We start from the raw sequence: 24,614 nt of genomic DNA, 5'->3' as shown, positions 1-24,614 counted from the left end.
AGCGCCAGCAGGATCACGCCCTTCACCAGCGCCGGGAACGGCGGGTTCCAGGAGGTGCCGGAACGCTCCAGCTGCCACTCGCCCAGCGGGTTGTGCGAGGCGGACCAGAACATGGTGAAGGCGGCGTAGCTCATGGCCAGGCAGAAGCCGAAGGTCACCAGGTCGTTGAAGCGATCGAGCCACAGCTTGAGGCGCGGTCCGGCGGCATCGTAGAGCACCTTGACGCGGATATGACGATCGCTGGCCAGTGCCGCGGGGCCGCCGAGCGCGAAGCCGACGGCGACCAGCATCACCACGCTCTCGTGGACCCAGGAGGTGGGGGAGCCGAAGCCGTAGCGCATGATGACCTCGTAGACGCTGATCGCCATGGCGATGAACACCAGCCAGGCGGCGGCGCGGGCGGCCATGACCACGCCGCGGTCGAAGGCGCCGCGAACCGGGGGCGCGGTGTCGCCTTCGGTCGCGGCGGGGTCGTCGGGAAGGGGGGAAGACATGACTCCTCCGGGGGCGCACGGGGCGCCGTCATGAACGTCGTGGAAGACGGCGGCGCCGAAGCGCCGCCGTCCGGTGTGACTCGTGAGCGGGGATTACAGCTGGCCGCGGGCCTCGAGGAAGGCGGTGGCCTGGTCGTAGATCTTCTGGGTCATCTCGTTGCGGCCGGCCCACTCGCTCCATTCTTCCTTGGCGGCCTGGCGGAACGCCTTGCGCTCCTCGGCGGACAGGTCGATCGGATGCACGTCCGGATTCTCGTTGAGCGCCTGCAGGGTCTCGATGTCCTGCGCCTTGAGCCGCGCGATCAGGTCATAGGCCATGCCGTCGAAGGCGGTCTCGAGGGTGGTCTGGATGTCCTCGGGCAGGCCGTCCCAGATGTCCTTGTTGATCGACACGGCGATCATCGGCATGGAGTGGAAGCCCGGATACAGCGGATAGGGCGCGAAGGCGTGGATGCCCATGGCGTCGTTGTTGGACAGCACCGTGGAGTCGGCGGCGTCGATCACGCCCTTCTCCAGGCCGGTGTAGACCTCGGAGCCCGGCAGGTTGACCGGGGTGGCACCGATGCGCTCGAAGATGTTGTAGACCATGCCCTGGGGAGCGCGGATCTTGAGGCCCTGGAAGTCATCGATGGAATCGACCTCGACGGTGGAGGGAATCGACTCCAGCGGGAAGGTGGCCGCACCGATCAGGTGGGTGCCATAGGGCTCGGCCAGCTCGTTGTAGAGCGCCTCACCGCCGCCCTGTTTCATGAACTCCAGGAAGTCGTAGGGATTGCTCCAGGCGCCGACCAGGTTGCCGATCATGCCGAAGGCCGGATCTTGGCCGGAGAAGTAGCTGGGATCGGTCATGTGGCCCTGGAGGATGCCCGAGGAGACCGCCTGCAGGGTCTCGGTGGGGCCGACCACGGAGTTGATCGGCAGCACCTCGATGCTAACGCGGCCATCGGTCATGGTCTCGATCCGCTCGGCCCATTCCTGCTTGATCTGGAAGCTGGGCTCGCCGGCGGTCTCGGAGGCCTGGAACTTCCACTCGTATTCCGCCGCCTGGGCGGAGGACAGGCCGAGCATCAGCGCGGTGCCCGTGAGCAGCAGGCCGGACGTCTTGAGGTTAGGCATCGGAACTCTCCATCGAAGCTGTTGTTGTGTCGCGGCGCTATGTGTGGCGTGCCGTCGCGCTGACAAATGTTGTACATAGTCTTAATTTGTTCAACATATACTTTCGTATGTGTCGACTATGAGCCGCCAGGCGGCTACCGTCATGCCATGGCCGCGCCATCCGAGGGACATGCCTCGGAGGAGCGCTCGACACGAGAACAGGCCGCGAGACGCGACGAGGAGAGGCTTCCATGACCGATAACAAGCGCCGGCTGCGCAGCGCCGAGTGGTTCGGCAGCGCCGACAAGAACGGCTTCATGTACCGCAGCTGGATGAAGAATCAGGGCATTCCCGACCACGAGTTCCAGGGCAAGCCGATCATCGGCATCTGCAACACCTGGTCGGAGCTGACGCCCTGCAACGCCCACTTCCGCAAGATTGCCGAGCACGTCAAGAAGGGCATCCTCGAGGCCGGCGGCTACCCGGTGGAATTCCCGGTGTTCTCCAACGGCGAGTCCAACCTGCGCCCCACGGCGATGTTCACCCGCAACCTGGCGAGCATGGACGTCGAGGAGGCGATTCGCGGCAATCCGATGGACGCGGTGGTGCTGCTGGTGGGCTGCGACAAGACCACCCCGGCGCTGCTGATGGGCGCGGCCAGCTGCGACCTGCCGACCATCGTGGTGACCGGCGGGCCGATGCTGAACGGCAAGCACGAGGGTCAGGACATCGGCTCCGGCACCGTGGTGTGGAAGCTGTCCGAGGAGGTCAAGGCGGGCAAGATCTCGATCCACGACTTCATGGCCGCCGAGGCCGGCATGTCGCGCTCGGCCGGCACCTGCAACACCATGGGCACCGCCTCGACCATGGCCTGCATGGCGGAGTCGCTCGGCACCTCGCTGCCGCACAACGCGGCGATCCCGGCAGTGGACTCGCGCCGCTACGTGCTGGCGCACCTGTCCGGCAACCGCATCGTCGAGATGGTCGACGAGGACCTGAAGCTGTCGAAGGTACTGACCAAGGACGCCTTCGAGAACGCCATCCGCACCAACGCGGCCATCGGCGGCTCGACCAACGCCGTGATTCACCTCAAGGCCATCGCCGGGCGCATGGGCGTCGATCTGGAAATGGACGACTGGACGCGCATCGGCCGCGGCACGCCGACCATCGTCGACCTGCAGCCCTCCGGGCGCTTCCTGATGGAAGAGTTCTACTACGCCGGCGGCCTGCCCGCGGTGCTCAGGCGTCTCGGCGAGGCCGACCGGCTGCCCCACAAGGACGCCCTGACCGTCAACGGCAAGACCCTGTGGGAGAACGTGCAGGACGCGCCGCAGTACAACGACGAGGTGATCCGCCCGCTGGACAACCCGTTGCGCGAGGACGGCGGCATGTGCGTGCTGCGCGGCAACCTGGCGCCGGGCGGCGCGGTGCTCAAGCCCTCGGCGGCGAGCCCCGAGCTGATGCAGCATCGCGGCCGCGCGGTGGTGTTCGAGAACTTCGACGACTACAAGGCGCGCATCAACGACCCGGACCTGGACGTCGATGCCGACAGCATCCTGGTGATGAAGAACTGCGGGCCGCGCGGCTATCACGGCATGGCCGAGGTCGGCAACATGGGCCTGCCGTCCAAGCTGCTGGAGCAGGGCATCACCGACATGGTGCGCATCTCCGATGCCCGCATGAGCGGCACCGCCTACGGCACCGTGGTGCTGCACGTGGCCCCGGAAGCGGCCGCCGGCGGCCCGCTGGCCGCGGTGCGCAACGGCGACTGGATCGAGCTCGACTGCGATAGCGGCCGGCTGCATCTGGAGGTCGACGAGGCCGAACTCGAGGCGCGCCTGGCCGAGAGTGATCCCACCGCGGCATCCAGGGAGATCGCCCGCAGCGGCGGCTACCGCCAGCTCTACATCGAGCACGTGCTGCAGGCCGACGAGGGCTGCGACTTCGACTTCCTGGTCGGTTCGCGGGGCGCCGATGTGCCGCGCCACTCGCACTGAAGGGTGACGCGGCCATGACGACCCAGCGACCCCGCATGACGCCCGACCGACTGCGCTCTCGCGACTGGTTCGACAACCCGGACCATCCCGGCACCACCGCGCTGTGCCTGGAGCGCTACATGAACCAGGGCATCACCCTGGAGGAGCTGACCAGCGGCCGCCCGATCATCGGCATCTGCCAGTCGGGCTCGGACCTCACGCCCTGCAACCGCCACCACATCGAGCTGGTGAAGCGGGTCAAGGACGGCATTCGCGCCGCCGGCGGGGTGCCCTTCGAGTTCCCGCTGCATCCGATCCACGAGAACGTGCGCCGCCCCACCGCGGCGCTGGATCGCAACCTGGCCTATCTGGGCCTGGTCGAGGTGCTGCACGGCTATCCGCTGGACGGCGTGGTGCTGACCACCGGCTGCGACAAGACCACGCCGGCAAGCCTGATGGCCGCGGCCACGGTCAACATCCCGGCCATCGTGCTGTCCGGCGGGCCGATGCTCAACGGCTGGCGCGGGGCCGAGCGCGTCGGCTCCGGCACCGTGGTGTGGGAGATGCGCAAGCGCCTGGCCGCCGGCGACATCGACTATCCCGAGTTCCTGTCGCGGATCGCCGATTCGGCGCCCTCGGTGGGCCACTGCAACACCATGGGCACCGCCTCGACCATGAACTCCCTGGCCGAGGCGCTGGGCATGAGCCTGCCCGGCTCGGCGATGATCCCCGGGCCCTACAAGGAGCGCGGCGCGGTGGCCTACCAGACCGGCGAGCGCATCGTCGACATGGTCTGGGACGACCTGCGGCCGAGCGACATCCTGACCCGCGAGGCGTTCGAGAACGCCGTGGTCACCTGCTCGGCGCTGGGCGGCTCGTCCAATGCGCCGATCCACATCAACGCCATCGCCCGCCATGCCGGCGTCGCGTTCGACAACGACGACTGGCAGCGCCTCGGCCACGAGGTACCGCTGCTGGCCAACGTGATGCCGGCCGGGGCCTATCTCGGCGAGGAGTTCCACCGCGCCGGCGGCGTGCCGGCGGTGATGTTTGAGCTGCTCGAGGCCGGGCGACTCCACGGCGAGGTGGTGACCGTCAACGGCCACACCCTGGCCGAGAACCTGGCCGGCCGCGAGACCGCCGACGACGAGGTGATCCGCCGCTACGCCAATCCGCTGGTCGAGCACGCCGGCTTCCTCAACCTCAAGGGCAACCTGTTCGACTCGGCGCTGATGAAGACCAGCGTGATCGCCGCGGACTTCCGTGAGCGCTTCCTCAGCGACCCCGAGGACCCCAACGCCTTCGAGGGCAGGGTGGTGGTGTTCGACGGCTCCGAGGACTATCACGCGCGCATCGACGACCCGGCGCTCGAGATCGATGCGCGCACCATCCTGGTGATGCGTGGCGCCGGCCCGGTGGGCCATCCCGGCGGCGCCGAGGTGGTCAACATGCAGCCGCCCGAGGCGCTGATCCGTGCCGGCATCGACTCGCTGCCGTGCCTGGGCGACGGGCGCCAGTCGGGCACCTCGGGTTCGCCGTCGATCCTCAATGCCTCGCCGGAGGCCGCCACCGGCGGGCCGCTGGCGCTGCTCGAGAGCGGCGACCGGCTGCGGGTGGACCTCGGCCGCTGCGAAGTCACGCTGATGGTCGACGACGCCGAGCTGGCCGCGCGCCGCGAGCGCCTGGAGGCCGACGGCGGCTATCGCTACCCGGGCCACCAGACGCCCTGGCAGGAGATCCAGCGCTCGATGGTCGAGCCGCTGGACCGTGGCATGACCCTGGCGCCGGCGACGAAGTATCGCGACGTGGCCCGGCTCAGCCCGCCGCGGGACAATCACTGAAAACAGAAGCAGGAAGAGGGAAGCAGAAAGAAGGAAGGTACGACGGCCGGCGCCCGGGAGGGCGCCGGCCGTCGTCGTCATGGGGTGTCCCGGCCGAGGGTCAGCTGGCGGCCCAGGGCGCTGTCGCCGGGCTCGATGCCCAGCGCCTCGGCGGTGCCGGCGAGTACCGCCTGGGCGGCAAGGAAGGCGTCCTCGGGGCGGCGGGCGCGGATGCATTCCATCAGCCGGCGATGGCGCTCCAGGCTCTCTTCGGGGTCGCTGGCGCTGACGTTGGACGTCTCGATCAGCATGTAGATCGAGGGTCGCAGGATGTGCGAGAGCTGGGCCCAGACGATGTTGTGGGTGGCCTTGAAGATGGCGACGTGGAAGGCGACGTCATAGTCGCTGTGCAGGCGGCCGTCCTGGCCGTCGGGACCGTGCAGGTTCTGGCCCATGCCATCGAGGGCCTCCTCGATGGCGACCAGGTCGCGGGCGGTGGCGCGCTTGGCGGCGGTCATCGCCACGTACGGCTCGACGTCGAGGCGGAACGACAGGATCTCCTGCTGGACGCGTGGATTGGGGGCGGCGTAGCGGGTCATCCAGTCGGTGACCTGGGGGTCGAGGATGTTCCACTCGGCGTATTCGCGCACCTTGGAGCCGTGGCCCGAGATGCGTTCGATGATGCCCACGTCCACCAGCTGGCGCAGGTCGCTGCGCACCGCCGAGCGGTTGATGGCGAACTGCTCGCAGAGATCGACCTCCTTGGGCACGAAGTCCCCCGGCTGGTAGCGACCGGAGAAGATGGCCTCGGCCAGGAAGTCGGCCACGCTGGGCCGGGAGGCTGTCTTGCGCTGCTTGTCTTTCACGAGTCCCGCGTCCGCTGAAGTTTCAACATATCGTGTTTTATGTTGCACATTTCGTCAATATGACCTTGGTGTCAGGCCGGCCCGTCGGGATTCGACAGCCGCGTGCAGAAGCGGGCCAGCAGCGAGGTGGCCTCGGGGGTCGGCGACACCGCCGCCAGCAGCGACGCGGGATCGCGCCCCTGTTCGGCCAGCCCGGCGTACTGGTGGCGGAGATAGGCACGCATCACCGCCGGGGTGAACTCGGGATGGAACTGCACGCTCCACTGGCGCGGCCCGTAGCGCAGCGCCTGGAAGGGATCGTGGTCGTTCACGGCCAGCACCTCGGCGCCCGGCGGTGCCTGGAGCACCGACTGGGCGTGGGTCAGCTGCGCGGGAAAGGCCTCGGGCAGGGCGCCCAGCAGGCCGTCGCGCCGGCCGGCCTCGGTCAGCCGCACCTGATGGGTGCCGGTCTCGCGGCCCGCGGGATGGTAGCCGCTGTCGCCGCCGAAGGCCGCGGCCATCAGCTGGTGGCCGTAGCAGACGCCGAACATGGCGACGCCGCGCTCGCGGGACTCGCGCAGCCAGGGCTTGAGCGCCTCGCTCCAGGGCTCGGCGTCGCTGACCATGGCGTGGGAGCCGGTGATCACCAGGGCGTCGTTCGCGGTCAGCGTCGGCGGCGTGCCGTCATGGCGAGCGTCGTACACCTCGAGGGTGAACTCGCCGCAGGCCGGGGCCAGCCGGTCCCGGAACAGCGCCTCGAAGTCGCCATGGTCGCGGACCACGTCGTCGAAGGCGTCGCCGGTCTTGACGATCAGCAGTCGCGGCATGCTCAGGCTTCCTTCTTCTCGAGTCGTTCGCCCAGGGCGCGCATGAAGGCCGAGCCGGCCTCCAGCTGCGCGATCTCCAGGTACTCGTCGGGCTGGTGGGCCTGGCTGATGCTGCCCGGGCCGCAGATCACCGTGGGCAGGCCGGCGCGCTGGAACTGGCCGGCCTCGGTGGCGTAGGCCACGGCCCCGGCGGGCGCTTCGCCGACCAGGTCCCGGCACAGGGAGAGCACCTCGGCGTTGTTGTCGTCGGCCAGCGCCGGCACCGTGACGTTGAGCCGCTCGGTGTGAATGCCGGCGTCCGGGGCGCGCTCGCGCATCTCGGCCTGGAGTCGCTCGGCACAGGCCTCGACGCGGCCGAACAGGTCCTCGAAGCGGTCCGACGGCAGGTGGCGAATCTCCCACTCGAAGCTGCACTCCCGGGCCATGATGTTGATGGCGGTGCCGCCCTGGATCCTGCCCACGTGCAGGCTGGAGTGGACGACGTTGAAGGCCTCGTCGACGCGGCCTTCGGCGCGCAGGTCGCTCATCACGTCCTCGATGAAGGTCACCAGCCGGGCGGCGACGTGGATCGCCGAGACGCCCTGGTTGACCTGGCTGGAGTGCGAGGCGCGTCCGGTCACGGTGGTGCGCAGGTTGGTGGCGCCCTTGTGGGCGACCACCGGCTCCATCAGCGTCGGTTCGCCGACGAACACCGCCGCCGGGCGCGGATGATCGGCCATCAGCCGCTCGATCATCCTCGGGGCGCCGACGCAGCCGATCTCCTCGTCGTAGGAGAAGGCCAGATAGATGGGGGCATCCAGCTCGAGCTCGACCCAGCGCGGCACCTCGGCCAGGGCGCAGGCGATGAAGGCCTTCATGTCGCAGGTGCCGCGGCCGTAGAGGCGGCCGTCGCCCTTGTCGGTCAGGGTGAAGGGATCGGTCGACCAGGGCTGGCCGTCCACCGGCACCACGTCGGTATGGCCGGAGAGCACCACGCCGCCCTCGACCTCGGGGCCGATGCGGGCCAGCAGGTTGGCCTTGGCGCCGTCGTCGCTGTCGACGCGCCAGTGCTCGACGCCGTGGTCGTCGAGCCAGGCCTCGATGAAGGCGATCAGGTCCAGGTTGGAGTCGCGGGACACGGTGGGAAAGCCCACCAGTCTCTCGAGGAACTGGGCGGCGGTCATGGTCGGCTCCGAAGCAGGGTGACGTCGCCGCCTAGCCTATCATGCCGCCCGGCCCGGAGGGATGGGCCCGGCGGCATGAGTGAAGGCAGGAAAGAGGCGCTACGGCGTTCAGGTCGAGCGGCGGCGCAGCCGGGGCACACGCAGCGGCTCGCCGCGCAGCCAGGGGCCCAGCAGCCGCGTGGAGAGCGGGATGAACAGGAACACCATCACCGGGGTCAGCATCAGGGTGCTGGCCAGCACCTTCGGCACCAGCGGCAGCGTGGCCAGGGCGTCGCCGAACAGGATCTGGAAGGCCAGCGAGACCGGAAAGAACGCCAGCCAGATGGCGATGGCCTGTTTCCAGCGCGGCGGCGCGGGGCTGCCGGCTTGCTGGAACCAGCGGTCCAGGCCGGTGGCGCGGTGCTCGTGGGGCGCGTCGAAGAGCCCCTGGCCACGGGTCAGCCAGGCCCGGCGCGAGGCGGAATGCTCCCAGATTGCCAGGGTCTCGGCGTCGCGGAAGCGGAAGATGATCTGGTACTCGTCGTCGCCGGGCGGCGGTGCCAGCACGCCGGAACCGAGGTAGCCGCCGAAGTCGGAAGCCAGCTCGCGGCCCTCCTCGAGCCAGCGCATGAAGTCGCGATAGCGGCCACTGGCCACGCGGCGCGCCACCATCAGAGTGACGGGATCAGAGGACATGGTGGTTCTCCTGATGAACTCGTTGGCCCGGGTAAGGGCCGCCGAAGAAACGGCGGATCGGGTACATCCGCTGCCGGGAGAATCATATGCCATTCCGGATGAAATGGACAGATCATGTGGGTTTTGAGCTCGTTGCCAGCATGATGGTCTATTTTGGGGCGATGAAAGGGGGCGGCTAGAGAATTTGCACCATGCTGGTGCCGTTCACTCCCGCTCGTCCCGGGTCGCACGCAGCAGCACCCGGTCCATGCCACGCGTGCTCAGCATCCGCTTGAGCGCGGCGAACAGGTGGGTGGGGAGGGTCACGGCGTAGCGGGGCTTGGGGCGCCGGTGCTCGAGGGCGTGGATCAGCTTGTCGACGACCGCCTCGGGGCCGAGGGTGAAGGCGCCCTTGCCGTCCTCGCTGGCAAGGCGGGCCTCGACCTTCACGTAGGTGTCGGCGTGGGCGCTGTGGGCGGCGTCGATGTTGGCCCGATAGGCGCGATAGGCGTTTTCGCGGAAGCGGCTGGCGATGGGGCCGGGCTGGATCAGGCTGACGTGGATGCCGCTGCCGGTGAGCTCCTGGCGTAACGTATCGCTCAGGCCCTCGAGGGCGAACTTGGAGCAGACATAGGCGCCGCGATAGGGCAGGGCGGCGAAGCCCAGCACCGAGCTGTTGTGCACGATGCGCCCGTGGCCCTGGGCGCGCATCATCGGCAGCACCTTGATGGTGAGCTCGTGGGTGCCGAGCAGGTTGGTCTCGAGCTGTTCGCGCAGCACGTCCCGGCTCAGGTCCTCCACCGCGCCGGGCTGTCCGTAGGCACCGTTGTTGAACAGCGCCGTCAGCCGCCCGCCGGTGCGCTCGCGCACGGTTTCCGCCGCGGCCTCGATCGAGGCGCTGTCGGCCAGGTCCAGCCGCAGCGCCTCCAGGCCTTCCGCCTCGAGCCGGGCAACGTCCGCCTCGGCTCGTGCGGTAGCGAAGACCCGCCAGCCGCGTTGGGCCATGGCATGAGCCGCGGCATGGCCGATCCCGCTGGAACAGCCGGTGATCAGCAGGCTGCGCGTCGAGTCTCGGCGTTCTGGCATTTCATCTTCCTTTCCGTGTGTCCGATATGGACTAGTAGTGATAACGCAGCTGAGCAATCAGCAAGGCATTTTCCGTCACCTTGTAGACGAGGCGATGTTCATCGTTGATGCGTCGCGACCAGTAACCCGCGAGGCCATGCTTCAGGGGCTCCGGCTTGCCGATGCCCTCGAAGGGCGTGCGCTGGATCTCCTTGATCAGCTGGTTGATCCGGCGTAACACCTTCTTGTCGGTCTTCTGCCAGTAGAGGTATTCCTCCCAGGCATGCTCGGATAAGGTGAGCTTCATTCCTCGATGAGCTCCCGCTCCTGCCCATCGCCCTCCTCCAACTGGGCGATGGATTCGAGCAGCCGGCGGGCGTTCTTCGGCGAGCGCAGCAGGTAGGCGGTCTCCTGCAGAGCCTCGTAGTCTTCCAGCGATATCATCACCACCGACGGCGCCTTGCTGCGGGTGATGGTGATGGGCATGTGATCGTCGCAGACCTGCTGCATGGTCTTCGCCAGGTGACTGCGCGCCGCCGTATAGCTGATGGCTTCCATGAGTACTCTCCCGTACAGGATGTTGTCCTGTACAGGATAGCGTGCAGGTAATGTCGCGACAATGGCGCTCGGTCTCACCCGCTGACCAGTCGCGCCTGGCTGGTGCCGTTGCCCAGCGGTTCGACGCGGATCTGCACCGGGATGCGCTCGTGCATCTCCTGGACGTGGGAGATCACCCCGACGCGGCGGCCCAGCGCCTGCAGGCCGTCGAGGGCCTCCATGGCCAGCGCCAGTGACTGCGGGTCGAGGCTGCCGAAGCCCTCGTCGATGAACAGCGACTCGATGACCAGCTCGCCCGAGGCCATGGAGGCCAGCCCCAGCGCCAGGGCCAGCGAGACCAGGAAGGTTTCGCCACCGGACAGCGAGTGCACCGAGCGGCGCTCGTCGCCCATGTCGTGGTCGACCACCAGCAGGCCGAGCTCGCTGCCGCCGCGCACCAGCCGGTAGCGCCGCGACAGCCCGCCGAGGTGCGCGTTGGCATGCTCCAGCAGCTGCTCCAGGTTGTAGGCTTGGGCGATGCGCCGGAACGCCTTGCCGTCGGCGGAGCCGATCAGCTCGCTGATGCGGCCCCAGCGGCGGTGCTCGGTCCGCGCCGCCTCCAGCTCGGCCTGGGCGTCCCGCTGGCGCTGGCGCCGCCGGTCGTCGTCGTGCAGGGCGTGAGTGGCCTCGTCGCGCTGCTGCTGGGCGCTTTCCAGCCGCGGGGTGAGGCTCTCGCGCTCTTCGGCGAGTGCCTCGCGGCGACGGGCGATCTCGGCCTCGGCACTCGCTTCCAGCAGTGCCGCCTCATCGTCGGCGTCGACCAGGCCTTGCTCGCGACGATGATCGATCAGCGCCTGGCGGCGTTCCTGGAGAGCGGCGGCGGCCTGCTGGCGGGCCTGGTCCGCGTCTTCCAGCTGTCGCCGCTGGCGCTCGGCCTCGTCGTCGGACTGGGCCAGCAGCCGGGCGAGGGTGGCGTCGTCCAGCGCGGGGTGCGCCTGCCGCCATTCGGCCAGCTCGGCGTCGAGGGCGTCGCGCTCCCGGCGCAGTGTCTCGAGCCGCTCGGCCTCGTGGGCCGCCTGCTGGGCGAGGCGCTGATGCTCGGTCTGCGCCTCATGATGGCGGGCCAGGGCCGCGTCGCGCGCGCTGGCGGCGGCCTGCTGACGGGCGTCGAGGTGCTGCTGCCAGGCGTCCGGCGAGGCGTGCTCGCCGAGGCGTTCGCGCAGGTCGGCGGCCAGGGCCTCGCGGGCCTGGCGAAGCGGCGGCAGCCGTTCGGCCAGCCCGTCGAGTTCCTGTTCGAGCTCGTTCTGCTGGGAGCCGAGCCGGGCGAGCTCGATCTCGTCCTGATGCAGCGCCTGGTTCAGCGGCGCGAGCTCGGTCTCGGCCCGGGACAGCTCGTCGAGGATGCGCCGATGCTCGGATTTCCGTGCCTCGCTGGCCTGCCGCTGATGGTCCAGCCAGGCCTCGCGCTCCTCGGCGGCGATGGTGGCCAGCTCCGGCTGCAGCGGATGCGCGTCCAGCATCCGCTGCGCCTCGGCGCGCTGCCGGTCGGCGGTGCCAAGATCCTCGCGCTGCTGGGTCACCGAGGCCTTCAGGGCGCGGTATTCGCCTTCGATGTCATGGCGCTGCTGGTAGGCCCGGTCGCGCTGGTCCTGCGCCTGTGCCAGCTGGCGATCCTCTTCTGCCTGCTGGGCGGCGAGCTGGGCCGCCTCCGGCGAGGCGGGTGGCCGGTGACGCCAGGGATGCTCGAGGCCACCGCAGACCGGGCAGGGCTCGCCGTCCGCGAGGCCCTCGCGCAGGTGGATGACGCTCTCGCTGCGTACGGCGCGGCTGCGCTCGACGAACGCCTGAACGCTCGTGAGATGGCGTTCGGCGTCGTCGAGGCGCTGGCGGGCGGCCTGGCCCCGGCCGAGCAGCGCTTCGAGTCGCTGTTCGTGATCCGCCAGGCGTGTCTTCAGCGCCTGATGGGCCTGCTCGGCGCGGCAGGCTTCCTGCCAGCGGCCGTGCAGCTCACCCAGTTCGAGCCGGCGCTGGGCGGCTGCGTCGTGGGCCTGCTGGGCGGCCTGACGGGCAGCGTCCAGATCGTCATGGTCGCCGATCAGGCGTTCGAGGGCGGCGTGCCAGCGGTCGCGCTGTTCGCGCCGCCGGCCATGGGCCGCGTCGGCCTGGCGTCGCTGCTCGGCGAGGGCGTCGCTGCGTCGGCGGCGTTCCTGGTGAGTGCGCTCGAGCTCTGCCAGCTGCTGGTCCTGGGTCGCGAGGCGCTGGGCCCGTTCGCGTGCCTCGCGCAGCGCGGGCTCTGCCTGCTGGCGGGCCCCGGTGGCGTCCGCCAGCGTCTGTTCGGCGGCCTCGCTGGCGCTCCTGGCCTGTTCTCGTGCCTTCCCGGCGTCGGTGAGCGCTCGCTGCGTCTTCTGGTGGCTGGCGTCCAGGGCCTCGAGCTCGCCGGGCAGCGCGGCCTGGCGCGTCAGTTTGTGGCGCCGGGGCAGGATCACCCGCCGCCAGGCCTGATCCCGCCGGGCGGGGGCGAGTGAATTCCAGGCGTCCTCGGCCGTATCCAGGTCGCGCTGGCCGCGCTGGAAGGTGGCTTTCAGTTGATCATCTTTTTCATGCCAGTGCTGCCTGGCTTGAAGCGATGCCGAGTGCGCCTGCAGGTCGGTAAGCGCTCGCTGGGCGGCCTCGGCGGCGCGTTCGAGCTCGGCGCGAGCCTCGGGCTCGGCAGGCAGGTCGTCGGCGAGTCGGGCCTCGATCTTCTCCACGGCCTTCCTGGCCTCGCTGGCGCGGCGGTAGGCGGCGATGGAGATGGCGGAGTATTCGGTGGTGCCGGTCAGCCGTTCCAGCAGGTCGCTGCGCTCGTTGTCGTCGGCCTTGAGGAAGGCGGCGAACTCGCTCTGGGCCAGCAGCACGGCGCGGGTGAATTGCTCGAAGGTCAGGCCCAGGCACTCCGGCAGCAGGCGGTCGAACTCGCGCTTCTGGTGGGTCAGCAGGCGGTCGTCGTCGAGGTCGCGCAGCGACTGGTCGGCGGCCTGCAGGCGGCCGCTAGCCTTCTCGCGGGCGCGGCGCACGGCCCAGCGGGCACGGTAGCGGCGGCCGTCGCGCCCGAGGAAGTCGACCTCGGCGTAGCCGCTGGCCGTGCCCCGACGCAGCAGGGTGCGCGGGTCGGCGGTGTTGAGGGTGGCGTCGCCGACGTCGGGCAGCGGCGCCTCGCGGCCGGGGGCCTGGCGCAGCCGGGGCGTGCCGCCGTATAGCGCCAGACACAGGGCGTCGAGCAGGGTGCTCTTGCCGGCGCCGGTGGGGCCGGTGATAGCGAACAGCCCGGCATCGCTGAGTGGCGGCTCGGTGAAATCGAGCTCGAGCGGCCCGGGAATCGAGGCCAGGTTGGCCAGGCGCAGGGCGAGGATCTTCATGCGGAGTCCTCCTCGCCGGCGTCCAGCACGTCCTGACGCAGCCGGTCGAAGTCGGCCAGGATGTCGTCGTCCGGCGGCTCGCCCCAGCGGCCCTGCCAGGTGCGCTCGAACAGCCGGCGGGGGCCGAGCGTCTCGAGATCGACGCGCTCGGGGGCGTGCTCGGCCGCGACATGCGGCAGGCGCCGCTCGAGGCGCAGCAGGCGCAGTGGCTTGCCCTCGAGGGCGGCGTCGACCCGGGCGCGCAGGTCGGGCATCGGCGCCTCGAGCTCGACGCGCAGCTCCAGCCAGGGCCAGCGTTCTCTCGGCAGATCGGCATCGAGTTCCAGCGCCTCCAGCTCGGCCAGCACGGCGTCGAGCGGCGCGGGGCCGAGACGGTGCATGGCCACCGGGCGCGGCACGGGCAGGGATTCGACCCCGGCCAGCCGCTCGCCGTCGAGGGTCGCCTCGACCACCTGGTGGGCGTAGTTGAGCTCGCTGAAGTCCAGCGGCAAGGGGCTGCCGCTGTAGCGGATACGCGCCTCGCCGACCTTTTGTGCGCGGTGCAGGTGGCCGAGGGCCACGTAGGCGATGTCGTCGGGGAACAGGGCGGCGGAGATCGACTCCTCGCCGCCGATCACGATCGGCCGCTCGCTGGCCTCGGAGACGGCGGCGCCGTGCAGGTGGGCGTGGCTCATGGCGACCAGCGCCTGGCCGTCGCCGCGGCGCTCGCGGGCGGCGTCGATCAGCTCGCGATGGACGCGGTTGATGCCGGCGACGTAGTCGTTGGGCGCTTCTTCATCGTTCCCGGTCTCGTCGGTCCGGCCCCGCTGGCCGGTGACCTCGGCGGGGCGCAGGAAGGGCAGCGCCAGGCACCAGGCGCGGGTCTCGCCGGCCGTGTCGGTGAGCGGTACCAGCAGGCGCTCGGCGTCGAGGCGGCCGTCGTCGAGCCAGCGTACCCGGCCCCGGGCGTGGGTGCGCAGGCGCTGCATCAGCGGGGCGGGCAGCTCGATGCGGTTGCCGCTGTCGTGGTTGCCGGCGATCAGCACGATGTCGAGGGTTGGCAGCCGCTCGTGGGCGCCGACGATGAAGTCGAAGAGCAGTTCCTGGGCGCGCAGCGAGGGGTTGACCACGTCGAAGATGTCGCCGGCCACCAGCAGGGCGTCGGCGTCGCGTTCGACTAGGGTCTCGAGCAGCCAGGCGAGGAAGGCGCGGTGCTCCTCATGGCGCTCCTGGCCGTGGAAGCTCTGGCCCAGGTGCCAGTCGGCGGTGTGGATCAGTCTCAGCATCGGCTCCCCGGTGTTCCGTCACACGGTTGAAAAGGCCTAGTCTAACCCGAGCGCCGCCGACACATCAGGGAGCGCCTTGAGCGATCAGTGGCTTCCCGATATCCACCCGGGGCGGGGCTGATCCGGCGACAGGTCTGCGAGGGACGCTATGAACCCGTCCTTGGGCGCTACTTTGGCCATCCCTGGCCAAAACCCCCTCTGCGACCTGTCCCCAGCGCCCCGCGTGATGTCCACTTTGATATTTCGAGTTTTTCGATGATCGAACTGCACGACTGGAACCTTTCCCCCTCCGAGGCCATCGCGCTGCAGAAGCGCCTGGCGGGGCGGGTCGAGCACGAGGATCGGCTGGACACGGTGCGCCGCATCGCCGGGGTGGATATCGGCTTCGAGCAGGGAGGCGAGATCACCCGGGCCGCGGTGGTGGTGCTGGCCTGGCCGTCGGCGGGCGAGGGCGTCTTCGAGGTGGTGGAGCAGGCGGTGCACCGCGAGCCGACGCGCATGCCCTATGTGCCGGGGCTGCTGTCGTTTCGCGAGGTACCGGCGGCACTGGCGGCCTTCGACAGGCTCGCGACCCGCCCGCAGCTGGTCATGGTCGACGGCCAGGGCATCGCCCATCCGCGCCGGCTGGGGGTGGCCAGCCACCTGGGGCTGTGGCTCGACCTGCCGACCATCGGCGTGGCCAAGACGCGGCTGTGCGGCCGCCACGGCGAGCCGGGGGCGGAACGGGGCGACTGGGCGCCGCTGGTCGACACAGGCTCCGACGGTGAGGAGACGATCGGCGCGGTGCTGCGCTCGCGGCAGGGCGTGAAGCCGGTGTTCGTGTCGCCGGGGCATCGGCTGTCGCTGGCCACGGCGCTGGAGTGGACGCTGGTCTGCCTGGGGCGGACCAAGCTGCCGGAGCCCACGCGGCTGGCCGATCGGCTGGCGTCGAGACGGGATCAGAAGCGGCGCTGAGCCGATCTTTTTCCACCTTGCTTGCCATTCAGGGCCGGGCGGCCGACCATGGCGCCCCTTCTTTCACCATCACCATCGGGATGCCCGCCATGACCGCTTCAGTTCCTTCCCCGCTCGAGGCCACCCGCGCCTGGGTCGAGACCTTCGTGGTCGGCCTCGAGGTGTGTCCCTTCGCCGGCCGCGAGGTCACCCGCGACAGCATCCGCTACGTGGAGGTGGACGCCACCGATCCCGCGGCGGCGCTGATGAAGCTGATGGAGGAGTGCTGGCATCTCGACGAGCACGCCGAGACCGAGACCACGCTGATGGTGCTGAGCGAGGGCCTGGCGGACTTCGACGACTACCTGGACGCGCTGGGCATGGCCGAGGCGCTGCTGGAGGAGCAGGGCTACGAGGGCATTTATCAGATCGCGAGCTTCCACCCGGACTACGAGTTCGAGGGCGAGGCCGGGGATTCGCCGCGCAACTTCACCAACCGCTCGCCCTGGCCGATGTGGCACCTGATCCGCGAGGCCGGGCTGGAGCGAGCGCTGGCTCACTACCCGGACCCCGAGGCCATCCCCGAGCGCAACGCGGCGCTGATGGAGGCCAAGGGGCACGACGCGCTGGCCGCCTCGCTGGCGGCGCTGCGCGGGGCATCGGGGCAGGGCTAGCCCCGACGCCCGTCGCTCCAGTCGCGTCTCACACCACGTCCAGCGGTTCCTTGGCGAAGGGGGCCGGGAATTCCGCTTCCAGACGATCCACGGCCTGATCGTCCAGGGTGGCCTGGAGCACGGCGGCGTTGTCGCGGACGTGCTCGAGGTGCACGGCCTTGGGCAGGGCGATCAGGTCGCGCAGCCCGTCGACCGGGCGGATCGCCCAGGCCAGCATCAGCTGGGCCGGCGTCAGGCCCTGCTCGGCGGCCAGAGTGTTGACCACCTCGTTGGTGAGCGGGTCCTGCTGCAGTCGGCCGGCGCGCGCCAGCGGGCAGTAGCCCATCAGCGGCATGCCGTGCTGGCGATGCCAGGGGCGCAGGGCGTGCTCGATGCCCCGCGAGCCCAGATGGTAGAGCACCTGATTGATCGCGCAGCTGTCGCCGCCGGGTCGCCCATACAGGCCTTCCATGTCGTCGACGTCGAAGTTGGAGACGCCGAAGCGGCGGATCTTGCCGTCCTCGCGCAGCCGTTCGAAGGCTTCCAGGGTCTCGTCCAGGGGGATGCCGCCCGGCCAGTGCAGCAGGTAGAGGTCCAGGTGGTCGGTGCCCAGGCGCTCGAGGGTCGCCTCGCAGGCGGCGATGGCCGAGTCGCGGCCGGCGTTCCAGGGGTAGACCTTGGACACCAGGAAAGCCTCGTCGCGGCGCCCGGCGAGCGCCTGGCCGACGACCTTCTCGGCGCCGCCGTCGGCGTACATCTCGGCGGTGTCGATCAGCGTCATGCCCAGGTCCATGCCCAGCTGCAGGGCGCGGATCTCGTCGGCGCGGGAAGCGGGGCCTTCGCCCATGTACCAGGTACCCTGGCCGATGGCGGGCACTGCCACGGCCGGCTCGTGGGCCGTGGCCGGCAGGGTGACGCGAGCGGGTTGTGTCATGGCGCTTCCTATCTGTTGTTGTCGAGGTCTCGACTCCAGTCTGGAGATGGCGGCCCGGTGGCGCAATCCGCCCTTGTTCCACGGTGAGATCATCCCCATGGTCTATCGTGAAGAGGCGAGAATTCGACCACTCAAGCGCAAGGAGTCGACATGAGCATCCAGAAGAACGGCAGCGCCGTCTGGCAAGGCGGCCTCAAGGACGGAAAAGGCACGGTATCCACCCAGAGCGGCACGCTGAGCGAGGCGCCTTACAGCTTCGCCAAGCGCTTCGAGGACGAGGCCGGCGCCAACCCCGAGGAGCTGATCGGCGCCGCCCATGCGAGCTGTTATTCCATGGCGCTGTCGATGATCCTCGGCGAGGCGGGCTACACGCCGGAGCGCATTGCCAGTCGGGCCAGCGTCACCCTGGCGCCGGACGACAGCGGCTTCAGCATCAGCGCCATCCACCTGGAGACCCGCGCCAGCGTGCCGGGGGCCGACGAGGCGGCCTTCCAGGATGCGGCGGAGAAGGCCAAGGCCGGCTGCCCGGTGTCGAAGCTGTTCAATGCCGAGATCACCCTGGACGCCAAGCTGGACTGAGGCGCCAGGCGCGATCCACCGACCACACACGTCAGTCAGCGAGGCCACCTTCGGGTGGCCTCGTGGCGTTCAGGGGGAGGTGTCGCGTGCCCGGTCGGCGGCCTTCACCAGGGCGCGGATCAGCCGCTGCTGGGGACGATTGAAGATCAGCCACTCCGGGTGCCACTGCACGCCGATCAGGAAGTCGTGCTCGCGGGACTCGATGGCCTGCACCAGGCCGTCGCGGTCGCGGGCGACGATCTCGATGCCCTGGCCGGTCTCCTGCACCGCCTGGTGGTGCAGGCTGTTGATGCGACACCAGGTCACGCGAAGGATGCGGTAGAGCCGGCTGTCGCCGACGATGTCCACCGTCTTGCGCGGCAGCACGGTGCGCCGCCGCTTGAGCCCCTCGTTGGTGGTGTAGATGTCCGGGTCCAGGGTGCCGCCCTGGTGCACGTTGATCAGCTGGGCGCCGCGGCAGATGCCGAGCACCGGCGTGCCGGCGGGAATGAAGCGCTCGAGCAGTGCCAGCTCGAGCTGGTCGCGTGCGGGATCGACGCGCACGTCGAGCTGGATCTCGCCGCCGTAGTGGTGGGCCTCGATGTCATCGCCGCCACCGATGATCAGACCGTCGAGTCCGGTGGGCCGCGGGCGCGCGGGCGACAGCCGCAGTGGGCGGCCGCCGTGGCGCCAGACGGCGAACCAGTCGAACCACCAGGCGATGCGGCTCTTGCGGTCGGAGGTCGTGATACCGATCAGCGGGCGCGGGTGCTGCCTCATGACTGCCCTAACCTCCGGCGCAGCGATTGCCACAGCCGCACCGGCCAGACCGGACGATGGCGGGCCAGATATTGGGCGCCGCGCTCGGCCAGCGTTTCCGGCGAGGCGGCCAGCACTTCCACTTCGAGCCAGCGATTCCACTCCTGGACGGCACCCCAGCCGGATTCGGAGAGCTGGGCGTTGGGCAGCCGGTAGTGGTAGGTCGGCCGCGGCTTGACCAGGTGATCGTCGAGCAGTTCGTGGGGATGCTCGGGATGCAGGTGGGCGAACAGTGGCAGCATGTCGAGCTCGCGGTTGCGGGTCGGGTTGTCCTCGAGATAGTCGTCGATCAGCGTCTCGAGGTCCGGCGCGTAGTCGGGATCGAGCACCTTGAGCGCGTAGGCCCGTGGGAAGGGGTTGGCGTGGGGCAGCACTTCCCGGGTGATGTCGACCTGGATCTGTTCGCGCAGCCAGCGAGCGCTGAGCAGATAGGCGCGCAGGTGGGCCAGCAGGCTCTCGACGTCCAGGCTCGGCGCTTCGGGGTTGAGGTGCAGGCCGAAGCCGTAGAGCAGGCTGGCGTCGGTGCCCTTGGCGCCGCGCTGACGCAGCGCCTCGAACAGGGCATCGAGCTCCCCGAGCTCGTCCCAGGGCACCGGCGGGCAGACGATCTCGGTGGGCACCAGGCCGGTGACCACGTCGCCGATCAGCTCCCGGGTGCGCTGGTGGAACTCCTGGCGCATGCGCTCCCATTCGCTGTCCTGGCAGGCGTCGGGGTCGACCCGCTCGGCGTCCGGATGGGCGTACTGGGTGTCCAGCTCGATGCCGAACTCGCCCCAGCGGGTGTCGGTGACCTTCAGGCGATGGGGGCTCAGTACCTCGACCTCGCCGCCGAACAGCTCCTGTACCAGATTGGCGGTGTCTCGCGGCGGCAGGCCGGCGAACTCGATCTCGACTCCGACCCGGCGGGGCCTTCCTTCGGCATTGTCGGGTACGGGTGGCGGTTGCGGCGTCATGACGGCATCCTGTGTGACGGTATCGGCAGCCTAACATCGCTGCCATGGATTCTGATATTGCGGTCACCAACGTACGGAGACTCACGTTGCCACGCGCGCATCGCCACTTCTCGTTCGCCCTGCGGGGCCTGCTACTGCTCTCGCTGCTGCTTCTGTCGCCGATGGCGGCCGCCCAGTCGCTGCCCATCTCCTCCCTGGGCGGCGGTCAGGAACAGAGCGGCGAGCAGCCGCCCGATCCCGAGGCCCTGCAGCAGGCGCTCGACCGCATCATCACCACGCTGGAAGACGAGAACCGGCGCGACCAGCTCTTGCAGAGCCTGGAATCGCTGCGCACCGCCAACAGCGAGGTCACGCAGGGGGAGGGCATCGCCGGGCAGCAGGGGCTGCTGGGGGCGCTGGCCGATACCCTCAACGAGCTTGGCGAGCAGGCCGAGTCCGGTAGCTCGCCGTTCAACGACTGGCAGCGGCAGTTCCGCGAGGGCTGGACGGACTTCACCGAGCTGACGCTTCGCACCGGCGACGGCACGCTGCTCAACTTCGTGGTCGAGATGACGGTGCTGGTCGGCATCTGGGCCGGGCTGCTGGTGATCCTGATCGCGCTGGGACGGCGGCTGGCGCAGCGGCGCGGCTGGCCGCTGGACCTGCCCCGCGAGCCCAAGGGCCTGCTGCTGGCGATTCACTTCCTGCGCCGCCTGCTGCCCTGGGCGCTGGCCTTCGTGCTGGCGCTGGGCGTGGCCCAGCTGGTGCCCGAGAGCCCGGGGCGCACCGGGGCGCTGGTGGTGGCCTATATCTCGCTGTGCGGGCGCACCCTGTCGGTGGTGGTGGAGACGGTGATCTCGGTGTTCACCCGCGGTCATCGCTTCGTCGCCGTGCAGATCCTCCAGCAGCGGGCGCTGCGGCCGCTGTTCGTGATCGGCGCGCTGATCGCCCTGGGCGATGCCCTGAACTCCACGCGGATCACCGACTCGATCGGCGACGACCTGGCCAACCTGCTGTCGGTGATCGCCAACGTGCTGGCCGCGCTGCTCAGCGGGCGCTTCGTGATCCGTTTCAAGCGGCCGATCACGCACCTGATCCGCAATCGCTCGTACAAGCATCGTCGCGACAGCAGCAACGCCGCCGACATGGCGCGTGCGGTGGGCGGGCTTTGGCACATCCCGGCGCTGCTGCTGGTGGGGGGCTCGCTGGTGGCGATCTTCGTCACCGGCGGCGACGTGGCCACCGCCCTGGCGCGCTCCATCGTCTCGGCCTCGCTGCTGGTGCTGACCCTGGTGGTGGCCGGGCTGATCCGCCGTCATTCCGAGCGCCGCACCAAGCGCCGCTTTCGCCGCGAGTATCGCCGCCGGCTGGAACGCTTCGGCTACACCCTGGCCCACGTGGTGGCCTGGATCGCCTTCGCCGAGCTGTTCCTGCAGGTGTGGGGCGGCTCGCTGATCGGCATCGGCCGCGAGGGCGTGGCCAGCGTGCGCATCGGCCAGGCGCTGCTCGGTATCGGCTTCACCGTGCTGCTGGCCTGGCTGGCCTGGATCTTCGCCGACACCGCCATCCAGCGGGCGCTGGCTTCCTCGGCGCGGGCCCGCGGCCGGCGCGTCAACCAGGCCCGGGCCCAGACCATCACGCCGATGATCCGCAACATCATCTTCGCCACCATCGTGATCATCGCCTCCATCGTCGGGCTGGCCAACCTGGGGGTGAACGTCACGCCGCTGCTGGCCGGTGCCGGTGTGATCGGCCTGGCGATCGGCTTCGGCGCCCAGACCCTGGTGCAGGACCTGATCACCGGCATCTTCATCCTGATCGAGGATTCGCTGGCGGTGGAGGACTTCGTGCAGATCAACGGCCACATGGGCACCGTCGAGGGGCTGACGCTGCGCACCGTGAAGCTGCGCGACCTGGACGGCATCGTGCACATCATCACCTTCAGCCGCATCGACTCGATCCACAACATGTCGCGTCAGTTCGGCATCGCGCTGATGAAGATCCGCATTCCCTACAGCATGAAGATCGACGACGCCATCACGCTGATGCAGGAGACCGCCCAGGCGCTGCGCCAGGACCCGATGATGCGCCACTACATCTGGTCGCCGTTGGAGATGCAGGGCATCCATGCCTTCGAGGACGGCTGCCCGATCCTGCGCATGCGTTTCCGCACCGCCCCGGAGATGCAGTGGGACGTGGCGCGTGCCTTCAATCTGCTGCTCAAGCGTCGCATGGAGGAGCAGGGCGTCGATCTGGGCGTGCCGCGCCTGAGCGTCAGCATGGAAGGCCATGGCGGCGGCCGGCTGGACGGCAGCGCCGAGTGGGGGCAGGACCACGATGCCGCCGGGCGCGAGCCCGGCGAGGCCGGCGTGGCGGACCCTCATCGCCAGACCAGCGCCAGCGGCGGCTCGCCCGACCCGGGCTAGGGCCCAGGCTGGCGCAGGGATCGCAGCGGAAAGCGTCAGAGCAGATAGCGGCCCAGGGCCACGCCGCCGGCCAGCGTCGCCAGCCACAGCACGAGCAGTGTGCCGCGGCGCCTGGGCCGGCGGTTATGCGCCCGGGCGGCCACGTTCAGGCGCTGCATCCATTCCTCGAAACGCGAGCCCGGCGGGCCCGGCGGCAGCGAGAAGTCGTCCGCCGGGCCGGCGCGCCAGTAGGGCGCGTGGGTCAGGCCCAGCCGCGCGCGCAGCCGGCCGATGTCGGACAGGGTGTCGTGCAGGGCGTCGTATTCGGCGCGGCGCGAGTCGGCCTGCAGCACGGTGGCGGCGTCGGCCTTGAGGGCGCTGTGTTCGCAGCGCGCGATGGCCTCGGCCACGGCCGACTCGTCGGCGTCGGCGGAAAGGTGCAGTCGCTGGTAGAGGTCGCGCATCTCAGCTCACCTTCATCAGGAAGTCATAGGCCCGGCGAATCCGCTGGAAGCGCCGCGAGGCGCTGGCGACGATGGCCTCGCCCTCCTGGTGGAAGCGGTCCGGATGATGGGCCTGGGCCAGGCGCCGGTAGGCCTTGCGGATCTCGCCGCGGCTGGCGCCGGGCTCCAGGCCCAGCACGGTCAGGGCGCTGCGGATGCGCGGGTCGGGCGCCGCGGGCCGCTCGTGGGCACGATGCGCGCCGTCATCGTGGGCACGCTGGTGGCCATGGTCATAGCCCCGGTCACCAGAACGTGAGTGCTGTTGCCGTTCACGATGGCCGCCGCGGCGGCGTTCCCGCTCTTCCTCTCGGTGTCGTCGCGCCTGTTCGCGCTCGGCCCGCTGGCGCTGCTTCTCGGCCTCGCGCCGGGCCTGCTGGCGGCGTTTCTCGGCGTCGCGTTCGGCTTTCTGCCGGGCCTTGGCCTGTGCCTTCTCTTCCTGACGCTGGCGCCGCGCTTCCGCCTTGTCCTCGCGGGCCTGGCGGCGCGCCTCGGCCCGCGCCTCGCGAGCGCTTTCCTGCTCGGTTCGCTCGCTCTCGGCGGCCTGTTCCTGTCCGGGGCGCTCGTCGTTCTCCTCACCGGCCGTTTCACGACGACGGTCTCGCGTGCCCCGTTCGCGCTGCTGCCAGTAGTCGCGCCGGCTCGGGTCGCCCGGCTCGCGCAGCGCCCGGCCGGCCTGGGAGGCATAGAGCTCGGCGAACTCCAGCGGCGACACGCCCAGCAGGTCGGCCAGGAAGCGCAGGATATGGTGGTTGGCCAGGGTCGGCTCGCCGTGCTCGGCGGCCAGGGTGACCGCCAGGCGCAGGAAGGCGCGGGCGGTGTCGCCATGCAGCTCCTTCTGCAGCACCTCGGCGGCGAGCTGGATGGCGCCCAGGTCCTGGCTGGCGGCGATCTCCAGCAGCGGGGCCAGCTCGTGGCCGTGGCGGAAGGCGCCGGTCAGCGAGACCAGCTGGGCGCGCTCGGCTTCCCCGACCGGCCCCTGCTGGGCCAGCACCCAGGCCAGCAGCAGCAGCGCGGCGCTGTCGGCCTGGTCGCGACTCTGGAGCAGCAGCAGTTCGAAGGTGGAGAAGCGCGCAGCGGTCATTCCCTGACTCTGGTTGGATATCTTGTTGAAGGGGCCCCGTCGATGGGCAGATCAGGCAGCGATCATGTTCGTGCCGGGGCCAGGCCATGGCAAGCCCGGCGCGGCGATGTGCTAGCGTAATCCCGAGGACGCCGGGCGCGGCGAGCCTGGCCGAATGCGAGGGGCAGCCTTACGTCATCGGCAGCCCGCGCCATATCTTGAAGGCAGAAGGAGGGCACCATGCGATCGCTGATTCATACGCTGCTGGCGCCGGTGGTGTGGGTGGCCGACAAGCTCGGCACCCGCCGCGAGGTCGCCCGGAACGACGCGCACCAGGCCGAAGTGGACGAAGCCTGCGAGGCGCTGGCGCTCTACCAGTTCTGGAGCGAGCCCGAGTGCATCCGCGTGCGCCGTGAGATCACCCGCCTGGGGCTCTCGATCGAGACCCGCGACGCCCGCCTCGACCCCGAACACGGCCAGACGCTGAAGGAGCAGGGCGGCAAGCTTCAGGTGCCGTGCCTCTATATTCGTGAGGCCTCCGGCGAGGAGCGCTGGCTCTATGGCGCCCAGCGCATCATCGACTATCTGAAACGACACTTCGGGGAGTAGGGCGGCATCCTTTATCGATATGCTCAGCGGTCCTCCCCACCGCGCCTGTCCCCCGTCAATGGCGCTCGT

23 protein-coding genes are annotated in these 24,614 nt (G+C 69.8%); 7 read left to right on the top strand and 16 right to left on the bottom strand.

The features are described from left to right. A partial coding sequence (locus tag CVH10_RS09255) for a TRAP transporter small permease subunit (RefSeq protein ID WP_106488467.1) occupies positions 1-494 on the bottom strand: 494 nt, incomplete at its 3' end. A 93-nt stretch (positions 495-587) separates the two neighbouring features. Continuing rightward, complete coding sequence (locus CVH10_RS09250; protein ID WP_035599987.1) at positions 588-1,610, bottom strand: TRAP transporter substrate-binding protein; 1,023 nt, start codon at positions 1,608-1,610, stop codon at positions 588-590. Between the two features lie 230 nt (positions 1,611-1,840). Here CVH10_RS09250 and CVH10_RS09245 point away from each other — a divergent pair, with 230 nt between their 5' ends. Together CVH10_RS09245 and CVH10_RS09240 are read left to right on the top strand one after the other, a co-directional pair. Continuing rightward, the gene (locus CVH10_RS09245; RefSeq protein ID WP_046079900.1) at positions 1,841-3,586 is read left to right on the top strand and encodes an IlvD/Edd family dehydratase; all 1,746 of its coding nucleotides are present in this window, start codon (positions 1,841-1,843) and stop codon (positions 3,584-3,586) included. Between the two features lie 14 nt (positions 3,587-3,600). Next, positions 3,601-5,406 carry an IlvD/Edd family dehydratase gene (locus CVH10_RS09240; protein WP_106488466.1) on the top strand — a complete coding sequence of 602 codons (1,806 nt, stop codon included), beginning with the start codon at positions 3,601-3,603 and terminating at the stop codon, positions 5,404-5,406. 77 nt (positions 5,407-5,483) lie between these two features. Here the strand turns inward: CVH10_RS09240 and CVH10_RS09235 are convergent, their stop codons facing one another. The 9 genes from CVH10_RS09235 to CVH10_RS09195 all read right to left on the bottom strand — a co-directional run bounded on the left by CVH10_RS09235 (position 5,484) and on the right by CVH10_RS09195 (position 15,139). After that, positions 5,484-6,251, bottom strand: a complete 768-nt coding sequence (locus tag CVH10_RS09235; protein ID WP_035594095.1) for a FadR/GntR family transcriptional regulator — start codon at positions 6,249-6,251, stop codon at positions 5,484-5,486. Between the two features lie 71 nt (positions 6,252-6,322). Beyond that, entirely contained in the window at positions 6,323-7,057 is a 735-nt protein-coding gene (locus CVH10_RS09230; RefSeq protein WP_106488465.1) for a glutamine amidotransferase, read from the bottom strand. Positions 7,058-7,059: 2 nt separating this feature from the next. Beyond that, positions 7,060-8,220 (bottom strand): acetylornithine deacetylase, encoded by a 1,161-nt coding sequence (gene argE, locus CVH10_RS09225; protein ID WP_106488464.1) that lies wholly within the window; start codon positions 8,218-8,220, stop codon positions 7,060-7,062. 108 nt (positions 8,221-8,328) lie between these two features. Beyond that, positions 8,329-8,895, bottom strand: coding sequence for an antibiotic biosynthesis monooxygenase (locus CVH10_RS09220; protein WP_181244379.1), 567 nt, complete (start codon positions 8,893-8,895; stop codon positions 8,329-8,331). A 204-nt stretch (positions 8,896-9,099) separates the two neighbouring features. Then, positions 9,100-9,960, bottom strand: coding sequence for an SDR family oxidoreductase (locus tag CVH10_RS09215; protein WP_106488462.1), 861 nt, complete (start codon positions 9,958-9,960; stop codon positions 9,100-9,102). A 31-nt stretch (positions 9,961-9,991) separates the two neighbouring features. Next, positions 9,992-10,246, bottom strand: coding sequence for a Txe/YoeB family addiction module toxin (locus tag CVH10_RS09210; protein WP_106488461.1), 255 nt, complete (start codon positions 10,244-10,246; stop codon positions 9,992-9,994). Beyond that, positions 10,243-10,497: a type II toxin-antitoxin system Phd/YefM family antitoxin gene (locus CVH10_RS09205; RefSeq protein WP_035594107.1), complete on the bottom strand. Its 255-nt coding sequence runs from the start codon at positions 10,495-10,497 to the stop codon at positions 10,243-10,245. The genes CVH10_RS09210 and CVH10_RS09205 overlap by 4 nt, the downstream gene beginning before the upstream one ends. A gap of 74 nt (positions 10,498-10,571) precedes the next feature. Beyond that, positions 10,572-13,874 (bottom strand): AAA family ATPase, encoded by a 3,303-nt coding sequence (locus tag CVH10_RS09200; protein ID WP_106488460.1) that lies wholly within the window; start codon positions 13,872-13,874, stop codon positions 10,572-10,574. Further along, complete coding sequence (locus CVH10_RS09195) at positions 13,871-15,139, bottom strand: exonuclease SbcCD subunit D C-terminal domain-containing protein (protein WP_106488459.1); 1,269 nt, start codon at positions 15,137-15,139, stop codon at positions 13,871-13,873. Before CVH10_RS09195 ends, CVH10_RS09200 begins: the two co-directional genes overlap by 4 nt. 255 nt (positions 15,140-15,394) lie before the next feature. Between CVH10_RS09195 and nfi the strand changes: the two genes are divergently transcribed. Together nfi and CVH10_RS09185 are read left to right on the top strand one after the other, a co-directional pair. Further along, positions 15,395-16,093 carry a deoxyribonuclease V gene (nfi, locus tag CVH10_RS09190; RefSeq protein ID WP_106488458.1) on the top strand — a complete coding sequence of 233 codons (699 nt, stop codon included), beginning with the start codon at positions 15,395-15,397 and terminating at the stop codon, positions 16,091-16,093. Positions 16,094-16,182: 89 nt separating this feature from the next. After that, positions 16,183-16,746, top strand: a complete 564-nt coding sequence (locus tag CVH10_RS09185) for a DUF1415 domain-containing protein (RefSeq protein ID WP_035594116.1) — start codon at positions 16,183-16,185, stop codon at positions 16,744-16,746. Positions 16,747-16,774: 28 nt separating this feature from the next. On the opposite strand, the gene CVH10_RS09180 is transcribed toward CVH10_RS09185, so the two are convergent. Beyond that, entirely contained in the window at positions 16,775-17,659 is an 885-nt protein-coding gene (locus CVH10_RS09180; protein WP_052052391.1) for an aldo/keto reductase, read from the bottom strand. A 150-nt stretch (positions 17,660-17,809) separates the two neighbouring features. Between CVH10_RS09180 and CVH10_RS09175 the strand changes: the two genes are divergently transcribed. Next, on the top strand, positions 17,810-18,238 hold the full coding sequence (locus CVH10_RS09175; RefSeq protein ID WP_035594122.1) for an OsmC family protein: 429 nt from the start codon (positions 17,810-17,812) through the stop codon (positions 18,236-18,238). 69 nt (positions 18,239-18,307) lie between these two features. On the opposite strand, the gene CVH10_RS09170 is transcribed toward CVH10_RS09175, so the two are convergent. Both CVH10_RS09170 and CVH10_RS09165 read right to left on the bottom strand, forming a co-directional pair. Further along, positions 18,308-18,997 carry a gamma-glutamyl-gamma-aminobutyrate hydrolase family protein gene (locus tag CVH10_RS09170; protein WP_106488457.1) on the bottom strand — a complete coding sequence of 230 codons (690 nt, stop codon included), beginning with the start codon at positions 18,995-18,997 and terminating at the stop codon, positions 18,308-18,310. Next, positions 18,994-19,989 (bottom strand): amidoligase family protein, encoded by a 996-nt coding sequence (locus tag CVH10_RS09165; protein WP_106488456.1) that lies wholly within the window; start codon positions 19,987-19,989, stop codon positions 18,994-18,996. Before CVH10_RS09165 ends, CVH10_RS09170 begins: the two co-directional genes overlap by 4 nt. Positions 19,990-20,150: 161 nt before the next feature. On the opposite strand from CVH10_RS09165, the gene CVH10_RS09160 reads away from it, so the two are divergent. Then, positions 20,151-22,394 (top strand): mechanosensitive ion channel family protein, encoded by a 2,244-nt coding sequence (locus CVH10_RS09160; protein WP_237022396.1) that lies wholly within the window; start codon positions 20,151-20,153, stop codon positions 22,392-22,394. A gap of 35 nt (positions 22,395-22,429) precedes the next feature. On the opposite strand, the gene CVH10_RS09155 is transcribed toward CVH10_RS09160, so the two are convergent. Then, positions 22,430-22,837, bottom strand: a complete 408-nt coding sequence (locus tag CVH10_RS09155) for a hypothetical protein (RefSeq protein WP_046079915.1) — start codon at positions 22,835-22,837, stop codon at positions 22,430-22,432. 1 nt (position 22,838) lies between these two features. Further along, positions 22,839-23,957, bottom strand: coding sequence for a DnaJ domain-containing protein (locus CVH10_RS09150; protein WP_106488455.1), 1,119 nt, complete (start codon positions 23,955-23,957; stop codon positions 22,839-22,841). 219 nt (positions 23,958-24,176) lie between these two features. Between CVH10_RS09150 and CVH10_RS09145 the strand changes: the two genes are divergently transcribed. Beyond that, complete coding sequence (locus CVH10_RS09145) at positions 24,177-24,545, top strand: glutaredoxin domain-containing protein (protein WP_106488454.1); 369 nt, start codon at positions 24,177-24,179, stop codon at positions 24,543-24,545. Positions 24,546-24,614 lie beyond the last annotated feature (69 nt).

Origin of the sequence: Halomonas sp. ND22Bw (assembly GCF_003011945.1) — a bacterium.
Lineage (GTDB): Bacteria > Pseudomonadota > Gammaproteobacteria > Pseudomonadales > Halomonadaceae > Halomonas > Halomonas halophila.
Note: the sequence above shows the minus strand (reverse complement) of the source record. Positions and strands in the feature narration are given on the sequence as shown.

What these genes read in the sequence shown, in the direction of transcription:
- CVH10_RS09220 (WP_181244379.1), bottom strand. Translation starts at nt 8,895, where the DNA reads ATGTCCTCTGATCCCGTCACTCTGATGGTGGCGCGCCGCGTGGCCAGT.
- CVH10_RS09180 (WP_052052391.1), bottom strand. Translation starts at nt 17,659, where the DNA reads ATGACACAACCCGCTCGCGTCACCCTGCCGGCCACGGCCCACGAGCCG.
- CVH10_RS09145 (WP_106488454.1), top strand. Translation starts at nt 24,177, where the DNA reads ATGCGATCGCTGATTCATACGCTGCTGGCGCCGGTGGTGTGGGTGGCC.
- CVH10_RS09250 (WP_035599987.1), bottom strand. Translation starts at nt 1,610, where the DNA reads ATGCCTAACCTCAAGACGTCCGGCCTGCTGCTCACGGGCACCGCGCTG.
- CVH10_RS09160 (WP_237022396.1), top strand. Translation starts at nt 20,151, where the DNA reads ATGGCGGCCGCCCAGTCGCTGCCCATCTCCTCCCTGGGCGGCGGTCAG.
- CVH10_RS09215 (WP_106488462.1), bottom strand. Translation starts at nt 9,960, where the DNA reads ATGCCAGAACGCCGAGACTCGACGCGCAGCCTGCTGATCACCGGCTGT.
- CVH10_RS09155 (WP_046079915.1), bottom strand. Translation starts at nt 22,837, where the DNA reads ATGCGCGACCTCTACCAGCGACTGCACCTTTCCGCCGACGCCGACGAG.
- CVH10_RS09205 (WP_035594107.1), bottom strand. Translation starts at nt 10,497, where the DNA reads ATGGAAGCCATCAGCTATACGGCGGCGCGCAGTCACCTGGCGAAGACC.
- CVH10_RS09195 (WP_106488459.1), bottom strand. Translation starts at nt 15,139, where the DNA reads ATGCTGAGACTGATCCACACCGCCGACTGGCACCTGGGCCAGAGCTTC.
- nfi (WP_106488458.1), top strand. Translation starts at nt 15,395, where the DNA reads ATGATCGAACTGCACGACTGGAACCTTTCCCCCTCCGAGGCCATCGCG.
- argE (WP_106488464.1), bottom strand. Translation starts at nt 8,220, where the DNA reads ATGACCGCCGCCCAGTTCCTCGAGAGACTGGTGGGCTTTCCCACCGTG.
- CVH10_RS09230 (WP_106488465.1), bottom strand. Translation starts at nt 7,057, where the DNA reads ATGCCGCGACTGCTGATCGTCAAGACCGGCGACGCCTTCGACGACGTG.
- CVH10_RS09170 (WP_106488457.1), bottom strand. Translation starts at nt 18,997, where the DNA reads ATGAGGCAGCACCCGCGCCCGCTGATCGGTATCACGACCTCCGACCGC.
- CVH10_RS09150 (WP_106488455.1), bottom strand. Translation starts at nt 23,957, where the DNA reads ATGACCGCTGCGCGCTTCTCCACCTTCGAACTGCTGCTGCTCCAGAGT.
- CVH10_RS09245 (WP_046079900.1), top strand. Translation starts at nt 1,841, where the DNA reads ATGACCGATAACAAGCGCCGGCTGCGCAGCGCCGAGTGGTTCGGCAGC.
- CVH10_RS09210 (WP_106488461.1), bottom strand. Translation starts at nt 10,246, where the DNA reads ATGAAGCTCACCTTATCCGAGCATGCCTGGGAGGAATACCTCTACTGG.
- CVH10_RS09185 (WP_035594116.1), top strand. Translation starts at nt 16,183, where the DNA reads ATGACCGCTTCAGTTCCTTCCCCGCTCGAGGCCACCCGCGCCTGGGTC.
- CVH10_RS09165 (WP_106488456.1), bottom strand. Translation starts at nt 19,989, where the DNA reads ATGACGCCGCAACCGCCACCCGTACCCGACAATGCCGAAGGAAGGCCC.
- CVH10_RS09200 (WP_106488460.1), bottom strand. Translation starts at nt 13,874, where the DNA reads ATGAAGATCCTCGCCCTGCGCCTGGCCAACCTGGCCTCGATTCCCGGG.
- CVH10_RS09240 (WP_106488466.1), top strand. Translation starts at nt 3,601, where the DNA reads ATGACGACCCAGCGACCCCGCATGACGCCCGACCGACTGCGCTCTCGC.
- CVH10_RS09175 (WP_035594122.1), top strand. Translation starts at nt 17,810, where the DNA reads ATGAGCATCCAGAAGAACGGCAGCGCCGTCTGGCAAGGCGGCCTCAAG.